Origin of the sequence: Streptococcus sanguinis, from assembly GCF_003943655.1 — a bacterium.
Lineage (GTDB): Bacteria > Bacillota > Bacilli > Lactobacillales > Streptococcaceae > Streptococcus > Streptococcus sanguinis_F.
Map to the genome: position 1 here is coordinate 156790 of NZ_RJMM01000001.1, position 16633 is coordinate 173422.

Annotated in this window: 16 protein-coding genes; 5 read left to right on the plus strand and 11 right to left on the minus strand. The window is 44.2% G+C overall.

Features of this window, described 5'->3' with window-relative positions; genetic code table 11:
- Positions 1-104: 104 nt before the first annotated feature.
- Together D8886_RS00770 and D8886_RS00775 are read right to left on the minus strand one after the other, a co-directional pair.
- Positions 105-1883 carry a serine hydrolase domain-containing protein gene (locus D8886_RS00770; protein ID WP_125433923.1) on the minus strand — a complete coding sequence of 593 codons (1779 nt, stop codon included), beginning with the start codon at positions 1881-1883 and terminating at the stop codon, positions 105-107.
- 17 nt (positions 1884-1900) lie between these two features.
- The gene (locus tag D8886_RS00775) at positions 1901-3682 is read right to left on the minus strand and encodes a serine hydrolase domain-containing protein (RefSeq protein ID WP_125433924.1); all 1782 of its coding nucleotides are present in this window, start codon (positions 3680-3682) and stop codon (positions 1901-1903) included.
- A 315-nt stretch (positions 3683-3997) separates the two neighbouring features.
- On the opposite strand from D8886_RS00775, the gene D8886_RS00780 reads away from it, so the two are divergent.
- From D8886_RS00780 to D8886_RS00795, 4 genes are all read left to right on the plus strand, one after another.
- Positions 3998-4678 carry a response regulator transcription factor gene (locus D8886_RS00780; RefSeq protein WP_002896543.1) on the plus strand — a complete coding sequence of 227 codons (681 nt, stop codon included), beginning with the start codon at positions 3998-4000 and terminating at the stop codon, positions 4676-4678.
- A gap of 1 nt (position 4679) precedes the next feature.
- Positions 4680-5555 carry a sensor histidine kinase gene (locus D8886_RS00785; protein WP_125433925.1) on the plus strand — a complete coding sequence of 292 codons (876 nt, stop codon included), beginning with the start codon at positions 4680-4682 and terminating at the stop codon, positions 5553-5555.
- A gap of 454 nt (positions 5556-6009) precedes the next feature.
- Entirely contained in the window at positions 6010-6840 is an 831-nt protein-coding gene (locus D8886_RS00790; protein WP_125433926.1) for a CPBP family intramembrane glutamic endopeptidase, read from the plus strand.
- 109 nt (positions 6841-6949) lie between these two features.
- On the plus strand, positions 6950-7567 hold the full coding sequence (locus tag D8886_RS00795) for a helix-turn-helix domain-containing protein (RefSeq protein ID WP_002910627.1): 618 nt from the start codon (positions 6950-6952) through the stop codon (positions 7565-7567).
- Between the two features lie 110 nt (positions 7568-7677).
- Here the strand turns inward: D8886_RS00795 and D8886_RS00800 are convergent, their stop codons facing one another.
- The 9 genes from D8886_RS00800 to pabB all read right to left on the minus strand — a co-directional run bounded on the left by D8886_RS00800 (position 7678) and on the right by pabB (position 16118).
- Positions 7678-8400, minus strand: a complete 723-nt coding sequence (locus D8886_RS00800) for a lantibiotic ABC transporter permease (RefSeq protein ID WP_002910626.1) — start codon at positions 8398-8400, stop codon at positions 7678-7680.
- Positions 8393-9325, minus strand: coding sequence for an ABC transporter ATP-binding protein (locus tag D8886_RS00805; RefSeq protein ID WP_125433927.1), 933 nt, complete (start codon positions 9323-9325; stop codon positions 8393-8395). The genes D8886_RS00800 and D8886_RS00805 overlap by 8 nt, the downstream gene beginning before the upstream one ends.
- A 145-nt stretch (positions 9326-9470) precedes the next feature.
- Positions 9471-10166: an ABC-2 transporter permease family protein gene (locus D8886_RS00810; RefSeq protein ID WP_125433928.1), complete on the minus strand. Its 696-nt coding sequence runs from the start codon at positions 10164-10166 to the stop codon at positions 9471-9473.
- Between the two features lie 12 nt (positions 10167-10178).
- Complete coding sequence (locus D8886_RS00815; RefSeq protein ID WP_125433929.1) at positions 10179-11087, minus strand: ATP-binding cassette domain-containing protein; 909 nt, start codon at positions 11085-11087, stop codon at positions 10179-10181.
- A gap of 144 nt (positions 11088-11231) precedes the next feature.
- On the minus strand, positions 11232-11924 hold the full coding sequence (locus tag D8886_RS00820) for an ABC transporter permease (protein ID WP_125433930.1): 693 nt from the start codon (positions 11922-11924) through the stop codon (positions 11232-11234).
- Between the two features lie 37 nt (positions 11925-11961).
- Entirely contained in the window at positions 11962-12714 is a 753-nt protein-coding gene (locus tag D8886_RS00825; RefSeq protein ID WP_125352271.1) for an ABC transporter permease, read from the minus strand.
- Between the two features lie 16 nt (positions 12715-12730).
- Positions 12731-13639, minus strand: a complete 909-nt coding sequence (locus tag D8886_RS00830) for an ABC transporter ATP-binding protein (protein ID WP_125433931.1) — start codon at positions 13637-13639, stop codon at positions 12731-12733.
- Positions 13640-13771: 132 nt separating this feature from the next.
- Positions 13772-14386 (minus strand): alpha/beta fold hydrolase, encoded by a 615-nt coding sequence (locus tag D8886_RS00835; RefSeq protein ID WP_125433932.1) that lies wholly within the window; start codon positions 14384-14386, stop codon positions 13772-13774.
- Between the two features lies 1 nt (position 14387).
- Entirely contained in the window at positions 14388-16118 is a 1731-nt protein-coding gene (gene pabB / locus D8886_RS00840; protein WP_125433933.1) for an aminodeoxychorismate synthase component I, read from the minus strand.
- Positions 16119-16250: 132 nt separating this feature from the next.
- Between pabB and D8886_RS00845 the strand changes: the two genes are divergently transcribed.
- The gene (locus D8886_RS00845) at positions 16251-16622 is read left to right on the plus strand and encodes a hypothetical protein (RefSeq protein WP_002910615.1); all 372 of its coding nucleotides are present in this window, start codon (positions 16251-16253) and stop codon (positions 16620-16622) included.
- The last annotated feature ends 11 nt before the right edge of the window (positions 16623-16633 follow it).

Below are 16633 nucleotides of genomic sequence, written 5' to 3' on the forward strand. Positions count from 1 at the left end.
TCTCTACATCTTTCCCTCGTACCTCTAAGCAGCTAATATGGAGGACATCATATTTTTCCAAAAAGCCAAAGCCCACCTTCCCAAAGGAAGGCAGGCAACTTATATCACATCACCCACCACTGGTAGAGGGACCAGTAAAGGATATTAGCAACCACTGCCAAAGCAGATAGACTGGTCATGGCCGTCAGGAAGAGGCGACCTTTGCTGGGCTTTTCTCTGGACTTTCTGAAAAGCGGCAGCAGAGCAGCAGCGGTTAGTAGGAGTCCCAAGGCAGCAAAGAGCATGTAGCGCCAAGGAGCTAGAGAATCAAGGTCATCAGCCATCAAAGGTATCATAATCATTAGTAGGTTTAGGGGAACAGCCAGAATACCAAGAGAAGTCAGTAGATTCCAGACCTTCCAAGTGCGGTCTGTGTGCTCAACCGTTTTTCGGGAAATCAAGCGATAAGCTCCTAGTAAAAGGCTGATGATGAGTGTTCCAAAACCATAGACAATTCCAAGAATACCTAATCCTAAGATGATATAGTCCTTATAGAAGTCGAAAGCAGAGATTTTCTCATAGTCTACCACAGCGACGGGAATTGTAATCTTTCCCTTGCTCTTATAGATGGTCCAAAAATTGGTACTCAAGATTCGGTTCTGAGCAGGATTGTCAATCTTCTCTATTGAGGGCGTCATGAGTCTTAGAAAGGACAGGGGGCCATGGAGAAAGGTACGTGGAGAACGGTAGTAGCCTGGTTTAAACTGCTTTTGTGTATCTTCGTCAGCTGTTTTACGTTTTCCGAAAACCAGTTCAGGCATTTGGTAGTTGTAATTCTCTTCCATGCTTTGATTGGTCATGACTATGTAGCCGATGCCACTTTCCAAGTCTAGCATGAGACGAGAGCTGAAACCATCAGTATTGCCGCCGTGACCAATGATGCTGACTCCGTATTCATTGATCCAAAAACCGTGGGCATTACGGGCTATGTCTGTACCTGGATAGGTCGAAGTGGGAGTGTAGAGAGTATTCCAAGTTTCTGGACGTTCAAAGAGAACCTTGCGCCCCAGCAGAGCCTGAGCAAATTTCTGTAAATCCTCCAAGGTACCGGCTGCTTGGCCAATTGAGTAGAGACCATATTCATAAAAAGCTGTCCCTAGTGAATTTCCCTTTGTATCATAGGCCTTAGATTCTTGACGTTTTTTCTGAACATAGGGATTATCAGATAAGTCCGGTAGGAGAGCTGTCTTGTCCATGCCAAGCGGCTGGAAGATATGCTCGTGGGTATAGTCAGCAAAGGTCTGGCCGGAAATCCGCTCGACAATCAGAGAAGCGAGCCCAGCACCATAGTTGGAATAAGAGGTTACTGTTCCAGGTTCAAAGGACTGGACAGGCTGGAGCATGCGTAGATTTTCCTCTATATTTTTATCACCTTTTGTGTAAGATAGAGATTCATCAAATCCCGTCTGATGATTCATGAGATCCAGCATCGTGATAGCTTTGTCGAAGTGCAGATTTTTAAGAAAATTCTCTGGCAGATAGGTCTTGATATCTTCCTCTAGGTCAATCTTTCCTTGTTCCCAGAGTTGCATGACAGCTATCCAGACGGTCAGCTTGGTCACAGAGCCCCAATCAAAGACGCTACTGTTGTCAGCTTTGATGCCTTTTTCTTTATCCATATAACCGAAGTTGCCTTGGTAAATGGTGCTATCCTTGTCAAATACTGCCGTTTCCATAGCGGCAGTCGTCTTTTCATGCTCCTTGACATAGTCTTGGATTTTCTGGCCGATCTGGTCACGTTCGATACCAGATGGGAGTTTCTGCTCTTCAGCCAGTGTGGTAATTGGTCGAAAGAGTCCTAAAGTCAAAAGAGTTAAAAGGATTAGGGAAAATGTTTTTTTCATAGCTGGCTCCTTTCATATTAGAATATCCACCACTGATATAGAGACCAATAGAGGATATTAGCGGCCACTGCTAAGGCAGATAGGCTGGTCACGGATGTTAGGAAGAGGCGGCCTTTGCTGAGCTTTTCTCTGAACTTTCTGAAGAGAGGTAACAGAGCGGCTGTGGTTAGCAGGAGTCCCAAAGCAGCAAAGAGCATGTAGCGCCACTGAGCGATTTCGCTGAAATCTCCTGAAGTTGCTGACATGAATAGCAGAAAGAGATTGATTAGGACAGCCAAAATACCAACAGCTGTTAGGAGGTTCCAGACCTTCCAAGTGCGGTCTGGCTGGTCTTGTTTCTTGCGAAAGATAAGCCGATAGACTCCTAGAAGCGGGCTGATGATGAGCAGGCCGAGGGCGTAGATGATACCAAGTCCGGCCAAGCCTAGAACAACATAGTCTTTAAAGAAATCAAAGTCAGAGACTTTCTCATAGTCTGCGACAGCCACTGCGATACGGGTCTTGCCTTGGCTCTGATAAATGGTCCAGAAGTTGTTTGGCAATCGCTGATCGTCAGATGGTTCCTGCAAGTAGTCTGCGGAGGCTGGAATCATTTTAAAGATAGCCAGAGGCCCTTGATTAAAGTTACGCAGAGTTCGATAATAGCCTGGACTGAACTGCTCTTTGGTTTCCTTGCTGGCTGTTTTACGTGGCCCAAAGACGAGTTCTGGCATTTGGAAATTATAATTTTGCTCTGTACCTTGATTGGTCATGACGACATAGCCGATACCGTGCTCCAAGTCCAACATTATCCGTGAAGTAGCGCCAGCTGTATTTCCGCCGTGGCCCAACACAGTAGTACCGTATTCGTTGGCCCAAAAACCATGAGCATTGCGGATGATATCCGTGTCAGGGTAGGTGGAACTGGCAGTATAGAGGGTGTTCCAGGTCTCTGGGCGCTCAAAGAGCGTCTTGCGAGCCAGCAGGGCTTGGGCGAACTTCTCCAAGTCTTTCAAGGTGCCAGTAGCCGCTCCGATAGGATAGATGCTAGTGATGAAATGGTCCTTGCTCAGTAAGTTTCCTTTAGTGTCGTAACCTTTGGTTTCTTGACGCTTTTTCTGAACGTAGGAATTGTCTGATAGATCCGGCAAAATAGCCGTTTTATCCATGCCCAGTGGTTGGAAAATATGCTCATGGGCATAGTCGGAAAAAGTCTGACCAGAGATCCGCTCGACAATCAGAGCAGCCAAGCCAGCACCGTAATTTGAATAAGCTGTGACTGTACCGGGTTCAAAAGACTGAATAGGTTGTTGTTCTTTAAGGATTTCTTCGATACTTTTATCTTCTTGTAGGTACATGGTTACCTCATCGAATCCTGCCTGATGACTCATCAGATCCAACATGGTGATAGGTTTGTCATAGCGGAGATTCTTAAGAAAGCCCTCTGGCAGATAGGTGCGGATGTCTTCTTCTAGGTTAATCTTACCTTGCTCCCAGAGCTGCATGACAGAGACCCAGATGGTTAATTTGGTTACGGAGCCCCATTCAAAAACGCTATCATCATCAGCCTTAATGCCTTTTTCCTTATCCATGTATCCAAAGTTGCCTTGATAAATGGTACCATTCTTGTCAAAGATAGCAGTTTCCATGCCGGCAGTTGTCTTTTCATGTTCCTTGACATAGTCTTGGATTTTCTGACCAATCTGGTCCCGTTCGATACCAGAGGGTAGCTTTTGAGACTCCTCAGCCGATGCAGTAATTGGCCGGAAGAGTCCTAGAGTTATAATCGTTAGAAGCGTTAGAATAAATGTTTTTTTCATAGCATTTCCTTTCTGTTCAACTTTAGTACTCACATAAGCTGAATTCAGATAGTCGGCGCAGTCTCCTTTTTTATTAGCCCTCAAGGGCGAAAGTAATACTTCTAAAAATGATTTTGCAAAAAATTTTAAACATATCAAGCCTCCTTTTTATAGCACATGCATTTCTTATTTCTTTCTATTTTAAAGTTCAATTCTCAAATATCCTTCAAGTAATTCTAAAATATTTCTAAAGTTTTTCGAATAGTCCATCTTTTATTGACTTAGCCTCTTATCCTTGCTACACTAGTGATAGGAAATTTCTGGAGGCGAGTGTTTATGGCTCATATTTTACTCATCGAAGACAATAGTGATATTCATGAAATTCTAAAAGAACTTTTTCAGAAGGAACACACGGTTTATTCTGCCTATTCGGGGACAGAGGGCATTTCGCTGTTTGAGCGGGAGGAGATTGATTTGGTTCTTCTGGACATCATGCTGCCGGGGAAGAATGGTGATGAAGTGTTGAGGGAAATTCGCAGTAGCAACGCTACGGTGCCAGTGGTTATGCTGACAGCTCTTGGTGAAAAAGCGCTGGTTAGCCAGTATCTGCTGAATGGTGCTAATGATTATATTGTCAAACCCTTCAATCTGGATGAGGTTTTTGCCCGTATCACCGTGCAGCTGCGCAGCCAGCAGGCTTTGACTGGCGAGGAAGAAGGCCAGTCCTTTAAAAATATCCGTCTACTCAAGGCTACCTTTGAGGCGGTCTGTGGTGAGAAAAGCGTCCGTCTGAGCAAGAAAGAATATCATATCCTCCAGCTCTTGCTCCGTCATCCCAAGAAGATCTACACCAAGGAAGAGCTCTTTGAGCAGGTCTGGGAAGAGAGCTATCTGCCTGGGGATAATACCCTGAATACTCACCTCAGCAATCTACGTAAGAAACTGGCTCAGTTGGACCCAACGGAAGAATACATAGAGACTGTTTGGGGACTGGGTGTCCGGCTCAAGGAGGACTGATATGTTGGTGTTAGTCATTTTATTTGCCCTTATCAGTCTGTTTCTGGCTATTGGTTTCATACGCTATCATCTGGCGGTCAAGGATGTGGCACAGCAGATTCGTCGGAAGCGACAGACAGGGAGCCAGAATCGTCTGGCTCCTGCTGCTCATGCCCCCAGTATTTTGGAATTGACAGAGGAAGCAGAGCTGCTCTTTAGGGAGCTAGATAAGACGACCTTTGTCGTCCAGCAGGAAAAGAAGACGCTGGATATGGCTATCAGTAATATTGCCCATGATATCCGCACCCCTCTGACCATTGCCAGCGGTTACACCCAGCAGCTCTTGAAGGATGATAGTCAGGAAAGTCAGCAGTTAATCAAAATTGCAGAAAGTCTGGGAATGGTATCCAAACGGCTGGAAGCCTTGATGGAGTATCGCCGGCTGATGGAGGGTGCCATTCGAGCCAATGTCCAGCCAACAGATATATCTCAGCTGGTAACCCAGCAGCTTTTTACTTATTATGACGCCTTCCAGAAAGCCCAGATTGACTTGCAGGTAGAGCTGGCTGAAGGTCTAGAGCTAGAGACAGACCCAGAAATTTTAGAGCGCATTGTCCAAAATATGATAAGCAATGTCCTCAAGCACGGCCGTAAGGCCGCCAGCATTTCTCTGAAAAAAGAGGGCGAGCATTGTATCTTTACCGTCAAAAATATCGTCCAGCAGCCTATCCAATATCTGGATAAGCTGACTAATCGCTTTTATTCAGAAAATCTATCCAGCAGCGAGGAGTCTTCAGGGTTGGGGCTCTACATCACCCAGCAGTTGGTCGAAATCCTAGGCGGGGACTTGACAATGAAAGCCGAGGCCGACTGGTTTGAACTAGTTGTGACTTTGTAAAAAAGACTTGAAAAAGCAAAATAAGGAAGGCTCAGCTCTATCAGCTAGCCTCAAAATCCGCTCATAAACCTCAGCTAATTTTCGAATTGGCGGAGGTTTATTTTTAGATTAAGTCGAAGAAAGGCATGATAAAGATGCCTTTTTGTTTTGTGATTTGAAAAGCAAGTCATATTAGCGAGGTCATTTTACCAGTCAAAGTGAAAAATCAGCCAACTGCTCTAAACCCTTGATATAACTGACTTGCAACTGACAGTTGACAATGATTCCAAGTTCAATCACTCAAAAAGCAACTAGATGTTTTCTTTATTCCAAGTCCAGTCGCTAGAAAGGCAACTGGCTTTTTTGTTAATCTGAAAGCAGAAGCCGAGTTTTTGATTTCGGAATGAACGAGTCGCTGTCTTTGAAGATTTGGATCAAAAACTTGAGTTTAATTATATTATAAGGAGGTATTCTCATGAATACAGAAACAACTATCAAACCACAACCCAAACTAATTTTGCCGTTCCTGGCTTGGAACTTCGGCTGGACATGGGGATTCTGGCTATTGGACATTATCCTCAAAAACCTTTGGCCAGACAGCCCACCTACAGCCTATCTTGCTCTTGAAGCTATTCTAAATGGTATTGCTATGTTTGGGCCTATGCTGGCTAGTCTGATCGTACTGAAAAAGAAAGGCTTCAAGGCCGTTTGCTCCTATCTCTTTTCAGGCAAGAAAGAGACCTGGCTCTACTTGCTAATCTATGGTGGTGGTCTGACCGCCTTCTATGCCCTAGCTTCTGGCGGCAAGCTGGTAGACGGCGCTTTAGTAAGATTTCCTTGGTTTTTTATCTATTGTATTGTCCTATCGGGCGGGATTGAAGAATTTGGCTGGCGCGGCTTCCTACAGCCGGCCTTAGAGAAAAAGTTTTCTTTCTTTGTCTCTACCTTGATGACCGGTATCATTTGGGCCATCTGGCATATCCCTCTCTGGTTTTACGATCGCTTTTATGATCGAAGCCAGGATATTTTCTCAGTTTTTATCATTTTCAGTATCCTTCTATCTTTTTGGCTTGCAGCTCTGTATAAGAAGACCCAGTCTGGCCTTGCTTGTAACATCTTTCATGCGCTCTCCAACACCCTCATCCCGACTTTTGTTGGAATAGCTCAAGCTAACAATTTGGATTTTTCTCAAGTTAATCCCTTCTTTTACTTTGGAGGTGTGATTCTCCTGACACTTTATAGTATCTATCTCTGGTATCGGACGGATAGGGAGGAAAAAGCTCTTCCATCTAAAGAAGAAGTCTAGCATTTTATGAAGAGATGACAATCAGACTTTGCAGTCTCTCCGCCTTGTGCTATAATAAGTTTCAATGAAAGAAAGTATAAAAAATAAGAAAGAGTAGGTAAAACAATCCATGAATCTATCAGACAGAATCCAGTACCTGCGAAAAGTGCGGGGCATTTCTCAGGAGGGGCTAGCCGAAAAACTCGGTGTGTCTAGACAGGCCGTTTCCAAGTGGGAGAGCGAGCAGAGTATGCCTGATTTGGATAAGATCATTTCCATGAGTGACTATTTTGAGGTGACCACAGACTATCTGCTCAAGGGAATTGAGCCTGTAGTCCAGAAAGAGGAAGAGCAGTCAATCAAGCACAGGAGAATAGCCAGCAATATTTGCTATCAGCTCTCTCTTGGCTTTGTCGGTCTGGGCATCATCCTCTCCATTATCCTAGCTGATTTTCTCAAGATCAGTATCTTGCTAACGCCGGTGCTGATCGTTCAGGGAGTAGGGCTGCTGGTGTGGGGAACGGGCCGCAATCTATCCGAGGTAAGACCTTCTTTTCAGGTTAAGCTAGCCTTGATTTTATTCTTGCTCTTTGTTCCCCTCGGATTTCTATCTAATGTTCTTTTTCCTCTGGGCAAGATCTTTCCATATCCGACCAGTTTGGCAGCTAGTCTTACCTTTGTCACTTTCTACCTTATCCTAGGAGTCTGCATCAGTCTGTTCTTGAAAAAGCAAGATTGGAAGCAGTGAAAGAAAGCCGATAAAGAGGGCTAGACCAGAAAGGGTGAAATCTGCTCATCATCCAATTAAAATCCGCTCAAAAAAACTCAGCTAATTTAGTGATTAGCTGAGTTTTTATTTTACAAATCTCTCTTTTTCAGTGTAGCCAGTCCTGCTAAGCTAAAGACCGTGATCAGACTGAGAGCAAAGATAGCTGTTTTGATGATGACACTTGGTATTGAAGCGTCTCCGTAGACGAACTCCATCTTGATAGCCTTGAACCATTCATTATTGGCATCAACCATTTGACTAGGGAGGCCGAGTAAGATGTAGGTCATGATATAGGTGATAAAGACGACACTATAGTTTCGAGTCAAGTAGAGGACAAAGCTGGTAATGCAGTACCAAGCATAGGTACAGATGACCTGCATGACAAAGAGTATTGCGAATTGTCCCCAGAAATTATCTGGCAGGGTTCCCATATTACCACCGGTTCGGACAAATTCGATGACAATACCAAAAATGTAGAGTAGTATGAACTGCATAGGAAGTAAGCTACCGATAGTCAGTGATTTAGAGAAGTAATACTGGGTCCGAGTCTTGCCTGTAGTCAGGTTATTGTGATAAAGTTTGTCATTGAGATCAACACCGAGAAGCAAGCTAGTCATGACATTGCAGGCAATAAAGAGCATGCCGCTGTTGTAGGAGACGACATCTATAGCAAAAAAGATACCGTTGTCGGAACTGACAACTTTGGAAGTGAAAATGCCGAGGAGAATTCCAAAGATGCAGAAAGCCTGCACTCCCCAGAATCCTACGGAGCGGAAGAGACGGTAGTAATCCGCCTTGATACTATTAAACATGAGTGTTTCCTCCTTGTTGGTTGATTAAGTCTGTAAAGTATTTTTCTAAGTCTTTGTGGGCGTAGTAGATTTCCCCGATTGGGATGTCGGCTAGGACTAGTTCCTTGGCAATCTTGCGAATTTCTTGTACCTTACCGGAAATATGCAGCTCATCTTCCTTGTTGGTCGGTCTGAGCTGGTAGCCTAGCTTGTCTTGCACTAAATGAGCAGCTTGCTTGATATTATCCGTTTTGAGGATGATATAGTCGCCGCTTTCTCGGTTAAATTCTTCCTTAGACAGCTCCTTGATGAAATGCCCTTGATTGATAAAGCCAAAGCGAGTTGCGACTAGATAAAGCTCGGACAGGATATGGCTGGAAATGATGATGGTGATGCCTAATTCTTGATTGAGGCGCTTGACCATTTCTCTAAATTCCTGAATCCCAACTGGATCTAAACCATTAATGGGCTCGTCCAGGATGAGCAAGTCGGGACGCCCCAAAATGGCAATGGCAATGCCCAACCGCTGTTTCATCCCCAGAGAGAAATTACGGAATTTCTTCTTTCCAGTATCGGTCAGGCCGACATATTGCAGGGTTTCTTTGATGACTTTGTCAGCATTTGGAATGCCCCGGTCGGTACAGTAGTAGCGCAGATTTTCATAGGCCGACATGTGGGCATGAGCTACAGGGGATTCGATGACAGATCCAGTATGGCTGAGGGCCTTGGTCCATTCTTGTTGGTTCTGAGAGCCCAGAACAGACACGGACCCTCCGCTAGGATAGATGACTTGAGTGATGATTTTGATCAGTGTGGTCTTACCAGCACCGTTTTTTCCGATGAGACCGTAGATCTCTCCTTTCTTGATGGAAAGACTGACATCTTTCAGAGCATATTGATCACCGTATTTTTTAGTGAGTCCTTTCACTTCTAAAACATTTTGCATGATGTTTCTCCTTTAATTACTTTGTTTATACTTTTATTATACAAACTAAATTTCAAATATTTCTCAAGAAATTCTAAAATATTTCTAAAGAAATTTAAAATTGAAAAGATTAAAATGAGCCAGTCAAGAACCGGCTCATTGTTTACTATAAATCCTTTTTGTGGAAAGTATAGAGACTTGCTGCGGTGAAGACTGTTCCTAAGACCAAGGCGATTAGAACAATTCTTAAGGTTACACCGTTGCTTTGAAGCGTCTCAAAATCAAAGCTCATGGTGAAATGCTGCAGCCATAAAGATTTGGGATAAAATTGAGCAAGAGCTCCGGTTAAGGATGCGCAGAAAAGGTAACCTCCCAAAGCAGCAATCATAGATTTACTCAGATAAAGAATAAAGGAGATAATAGCTGTCCAAGCAATGACAGTCAGGCACTGCACAAAGAATAGAAGAATAAACTGAAGCAGGAAGGTGGCGGATAAATCACCAATACCGTTTAGAATGGCCGCTAGGATAAAGTTGATGCTATAAAAGAGAGCCAACTGCAGGAACGTTACGCAGACCATGACTAGGGCTTTAGAGACGAAGAAGCTGGTACGGGAAACACCGCTGGTTAATGTATTCTTGTAAAGCTGCTTGTTCAGATCTGTCCCGATGACGACCATAGAGAGGATAATGATGATAAAAGTATTGTTACCGATAGCGTTGGACACCGCTTGTATAAGCTGGACAGCATTTAATTTGCCAAAGACTGCGCTCAAGGTCGTCAGTAGAAAAATGAATTCGGTAATCCAAACAGCCTTGGAACGAAAGAAACGGTAAAAATCTGCTTGAAAAGTATGTAACATGGTTTTTTCTCCTTACTGGACTAAATCTGTAAAGTATTTTTCTAAATCTTTGTGAGCTGCATAGATACCATTGACATGAATGTTGGATAGGACCAACTCCCTGTTGATGTCATTTAGTTCCTGTTCTTGGGCGACAATGTGCAGTTCGTCAGATTTATCAGCTTCCTTGAGCTGATAGTGGAGCTTGCCTTGGATGAGATTGGCAGCCTGATCTCTATCGCTGGTCTTAAGGACGATATAATCTTCGCTGGCTCGGTCAAAGTCATCTTTGGTGAATCCTGCAACAAGCCGTCCTTGGTCAATCACTCCAAACTTGGTGGCTACCAGATAAAGCTCGGATAAGATGTGGCTGGAAATGATAAAAGTGATTCCCAATTCTTGGTTGAGTCGCTGAATCATCAGTCGAAATTCCTTGATGCCAAGCGGATCAAGGCCGTTGATGGGCTCGTCTAGAATCATGAGTTCAGGCTTGCTGATAAGGGCAATAGCGATTCCCAAGCGCTGCTTCATTCCTAGCGAAAAGTTGCGGAATTTCTTTTTACCAGTATTGCTCAATCCGACATAGGCCAGGGTTTCCTTGATGAGCTGGTCGGGCTGGGCGATCTGGTGGACCTTGCAGTAGTAGTTGAGGTTTTGATAAGCAGTCATTTGATTGTAAGCGACTGGTGTTTCGATGACGGTTCCTATCTTGCGCAAGGCTTCGTTCCATTCCTTAGAGTTCTGCGAACCAAAGACAGACACGGTTCCGCTGTTGGCATGAATGAGCCGGCTAATGGTCTTGAGAAGAGTAGTCTTACCAGCTCCATTCTTGCCAATCAGTCCATAGATGTCACCTTTCTGGATCGAAAGACTTACGTGATCAAGGGCATATTGCTGGCCATATTGTTTGGTAACTTGCTTGACTTCTAAAACAGTTTGCATGGTATATTCTCGCTTTCTTAGGTTTGATTTTAGTATACAAGCTAGATTTCAAATATTTCTCAAGAAATTCTAAAATATTTCTAAAGAAATGCAGAACCAATCTAAAAACAATAAAAAAGCAGCCAAAGGGCTGACTGCTTAAATTTATAAGTCTTTGCGATGGAAGGCTTGGTAACCACCTAAGAGAGAACCAGCTAGGATAAAGAGTAAAAATAGTTCAGAATTTATCTGAGGGAAAACGATGACGAGGCTAGACTGAAGCATAATCAGGGCGAAAAAGACGAGATAGCTGACCAGGGTGGAGCGGGTCAGGTAGAGGAGACAGGTAACTACGGAACTGCAGGTCATAATAAAGAGAAAGGAGCGAAAGAAAGATAAGGAAAAGCTCCAGAAAAAGTTCTTTGGCATAGTCCCAAGTCCATGGAAGAGGCTTCCAAAGATAAAGGCTACAGCAAAAGCTGTTATTAGTTGAAAGATGATAATTATGACAAGAAGAGCTATTTTGGATAAGTAAAATTCTTTCCGAGAAACCCCGCCAGCTAATATATTGTTGTATAATTTTCTAGTCAGGTCACGACCTAACAGAAAGATAATGAGCACAAGGANAGTAATCATGACAAAGGGCAGGAAATCTTTAGCAAGCTGCCCGAGAGCTTCAAATCCTGTCCAACCTTGGATGACTATTTCTTCTGGATCAGAAGACGTAGAGATATAAAAATTAAAGTTGCTTTCACCAAGAGAGCTGATGAAAATGAGAAAAAAGAGCAGCCCTTCTATTAGCCAAAAAGGTTTGGAGCGGACAAGCTGGTAGAGCTCCGCCTGAATAGTATGTAACATGAAATCTCCTCTGAATGATTAAGATTGTTCCTGCTTTTTATAAATCTTTCTTTTTGAAAACCATCAGCCCGCCACCTAGAAAGAGCAGGGTGACCGTTACCACTGTCAGGATAGCCTTGATAACAGCTCCGCCATCTGCTGCCATATTTGTGTTAAATCGCAGGGTCAGACAGATTAGCCATTCATTATCCGGATAAAAGATGAGGGGAATAGTCAGTAAAGTACCGCCAAGGAAATAGGTCAGAAAGCTAGATATAATCGAGTGGCTGGCATAGAGCACAAAAGAAATGATGGCAATCCATGTAATCGTGCTGAGAAATTGAACGAAGAGAGCAGCTCCTAGCTGAGGCAAAAAAGAGCTGGGGGCACTTCCAATTCCGTTGGACAGACTAGCAGTCACAAAGGAGATAGATAAAATCAGCAGGAAGTGAAAGGCTGCGATGCTAACACAAACAAAGAACTTAGAAAAATAATAGCTGAGCTTAGAGATGCCGTAGCTCAGACAGTTTTTATAAAGTTTCCGAGACAGGTCCACTCCAAGGACCATACCGATACCAATGATGGTGAAAAAGAGCAGACTGTCTGTTTTGCCTGCAAAATAGTCCAGAGCTTGAAGGCCGGTTAGTTTTCCTAGAGATTGACTAGCAGCCTCATTTCTGGAGATATTTGCTCCAAAATGAATATTTGCCTGGAAGAAGGTTGCTGATAAAATCACACAGAAAAACTCAGTAATCCAAAAGCCTTTTGAACGCATGAGCCGGTAAAAATCGGCTCGAATGAAATCCATCATGATAAGCCTCCCTTTGTCATTTGACCAAGTCTGTAAAGAAGTTTTCTAGGTTTTGTCGTGCATAGTAAATCTCCTGCACTGGTATATCTGCAGTCGCAAGTTCCTTGACAATCTTGCTAATCTCATGCGAATGGGTGAAGATATGAATCTCGTCAGAAGCATTGACCACCTTGATGCGATGCATGAGCTGGTCGTGAATCAGCCGGCTGGCTTCTTCTAACTGTGACGTTTTAAGCACGATATAGTCTTCACTCTGTTCTTCAAACTCCGCCTTGGAAATCTCGCGAATCAGTCGTCCTTCCTCGATAATGCCGAATTGGGTACCAACCAAGTAGAGTTCAGACAGGATATGGCTGGAGATGATAAAGGTCATGCCTAACTCTTCGTTGAGCCGCTGTACCAGCTGTCGGAATTCCTTGATGCCGACTGGATCCAGGCCATTGATAGGTTCGTCCAGTATCATCAGGTCAGGTCTGGTAAGAAGCGCGATAGCTAGACCCAGCCGTTGTTTCATCCCGAGTGAGAAGTCGCGGAATTTCTTCTTGCCGGTATCCGTCAAGTCCACGTATTCCAAGGTTTCACGGATGACCTTGTCCGCATGGGGAATATGGCGGAGCTTGCAGTAGTAGTTGAGATTTTCATAGGCTGTCAAGTGGTTGTGAGCGACCGGTGTTTCGATGACCGATCCGACCCGTTTGAGGCTCTGCGTCCATTCTTGATAGTTCTGAGAGCCAAAGAGGGAGACATTGCCACTGCTTGCTTCCAAGAGCTGGGTGATGACCTTGATCAGAGTGGTCTTTCCGGCCCCGTTCTTGCCAATCAAACCGTAAATATCTCCTTTTTTTATCGTCAGACTCACATCGGTCAGAGCGTACTGCCGGCCGAATTTTTTGCTGACTTGCTGTAAAACCAAAACATTTTCCATGTCAAGTCTCCTTTTCATGATGTTAGGAGAGAAAACTCCTCTTCTTATTAATTAGTATAGCGCCAAACCTTCAAATATTTCTAAAGAATTTCTCAAATATTTCTAAAGTTTTTGGTTTGTCATGTAAAAGGGTCAGAACTCATCTAGGAATTTCTCTATTATTTGAGCAAATGCTTCGGGCGCTTGGCTATTCAGAGTATGGCCGCCCTTTTCTATAATGCAAAGCTGAGAATTTTTCAGCAGCTTGTTAAGTTTGTAGGCAGCTTTTAGATTGGGCTTGTCTTTGCTGCCGCAAACAAGCAGGCTGGGGCGCTTGATTTTCTTTACCTTATCAGTAAGATTTACCTTACGCAGTTCGGTCAAAATCCGCAGCATCTGGCCTTTATCCGCCCCTTGCTTGGTGAAGACGCTTTTGGGCATCAGTTTAAAGACGAGAATCTGCAGTCTGTAGAGAAAATTATCTGCTAAATTGTATTGAGTCCCGGATAAAATCAAACCCTTCAGATGAGTAAGAGCTTGGTCAGCTAGGTCCAGTGTCAGCAAGCCACCGAGTGACAAACCGACTAAGATAAAAGGCTGTTCTTCAGCTTGAAGGTGCTGGAGGGTTGCTTGTCGAATTTCTTGATAGCTTTCATTTCCCTTTGGAAAAAGAGCCAGCGACTCCGTCGGGACATCAGCTAGAGCTTCTTGAACTTTCTTCCAAGAATACTCATCTTGCCCTAGTCCGTGCAGAAAGATAACTTTCATGTCAGAGCTCTCCTTTATCAATCTCCAGCTCATACAGTCCCCTGACTGCGTTGCAGGCGTAGATTTTCTCAGCCTGATCCAAATCGGCCAGAGTCAAAATTTTCTCAGTAGCTTGCCCCTCATCCAGTAGCTGCTGGCGGTAGATGCCCTTGAGCAGGCCCAGTTCAGCTGGAGGCGTGTAGAGCTTGCCGTCTAGCTTCAGCAGCAGATTTCCGATAGAGGTTTCCAGCAGCTGGCCTTGTGCATTGTAGTAAATCTGCTCTTGCTGCTCCAAGGTCAGATGTGGCCGATGGCTGGTTTTGAAATAGGTAAAGGGCTGGGCTAGATTGGCTGTCTGCTCAACTAGTTTTGCCTTTCTGAAAGTCGCCGTCAGCGGTGGTAGAGGAGCTGTTTCTAGCCCAATACTGCCGTCTTTTTTAAGAGCTATACGCAGCCTGTAATCCTGCCCTTTATCCAGCTGAGCGCAGGTTTCTTCTAACTCTTGGTTCAGTTTGTCTTGGTCAAAAGGATAGGCGAAGTAGCTAGCTGCTTCTGTCAGTCTTTGCAGGTGTTGGTCTTGCAAGGTCAGCTTTCCATTCGTTACTTTTCCGGTAGAAATCAGGTCGAATCGCGGATTTTTTCGATAGAGGACGGCAGATTTTTGCTGGGTCTCGATGTACTCGGATTTCCACGTGCTGTCCCAAGTGATTCCGCCGCCAACGCCGTAGATAGCTTTTCTTCCCTCGAGTTGAATGGTGCGGATGGCGACGTTAAAAATCCGTCTCTGGTCTGGCAGACAGATGCCGACTGTACCGCAGTAGACACCGCGAGCAGCTTTTTCTGTTGCTTTGATGATCGCCATGGTCGAAATCTTAGGAGCGCCTGTGATGGATCCGCAAGGAAAGAGCGCCTTGAAAAGCTCTGCCAGCCCAATTCCTTCATTTAGCTGGCTTTTAATGGTAGAGGTCATCTGCCAGACTGTAGAGTATTGCTCGACACTGCAGAGACGCTCAACCCGCTCGCTGCCCGTCTGAGAAATGCGGTTCATATCATTGCGCAGCAGATCGACAATCATCATATTTTCTGCTCGATTTTTGGCATCATGGGCCAGCCATGCAGCCTGCTCTCTATCCTGCTCTAAGGTCAGTCCCCGATTGGTAGTTCCTTTCATAGGACGAGTGGTCAGTTGACCTCGGTGCTCCTCGAAAAAGAGCTCAGGGCTGATGGACAAGATGGCGGTCTCGTCATGCTCCACATAGGCATTGTAGGCAGCATTTTGCTCAACGACCAGCCTGTTGTAAATAGCCAAGCTATCCTCAGGATTGAGCTCCGCGCACAGCTGCACCGTGTAGTTGACCTGATAGGTATCGCCCTGGCGGATATGATGATGAATAGTCTCGATAGCCTTCTGGTACTCTTGCTCAGAAGTCAGCCCCTGCCAAGCCGCTGGCATTTCCACTTCCTCATAGGTCAAGGGAATGGAAGCCTCCTCGGTCTTATCGTGGATAGTAAAGTAGAGGAGGTATTCTTTCTGGAGCGGAGCCGAATGAACTTGGAATTTTTCCTCGAAGGCTGGCGCTGCTTCATAGCTGACATAGCCGACAGCGTAGTATCCTTTCTCCTGCCAACCCTCAATCTCTGTCAAAAGTTCCTCCACTTGGTCAAGACGGCGAGTCTTTAGCTCCTTGATGGGATTCGTAAAAATCAGGCGTTGGCCCAACTGCTTAAAATCAATAATCGTTTTCTTGTGCATAAAGTTATTTTATCATAAGATAATTTGAATGAAAACGGATTTATCGGATGTGACAATCATTCTTTTATAATGGTTGACAGATTAGAAAGTGGCTAGGTATACTATGTTTAAAAAAGAAAGAATGAGATTGCTATGAAATCAAATAAATTGTTATTGGTAAATGGGGTTGCGAGTATTATAGCGGGAATTCTTATCATGTATTTTTCTTTACAAAGATCGAGTTTTGAGTTTGTTGATTTGATTGGTAGCTTCATTGAAAATTACATATGGGCACTTCTGATTCTGCTAATTAATGTTTTCTTGTTGATACTTTCCTTAGCTGGTATGTCTCATTATAGTGGGGACTCTAGGGTCAATAAGATGAATCATCAGATGCTGCTTTTTGCATCTATCATGGGATTTATTCCTTTTCTAGCTATCTTTGCAGGCCTTTTGTCTATAGGAGCTGGGGTCCTCTATCTTCAAGATTTTCAAAAAATAAAAAGTGAAGACAAAGCTGACTAATCCATGCTTTC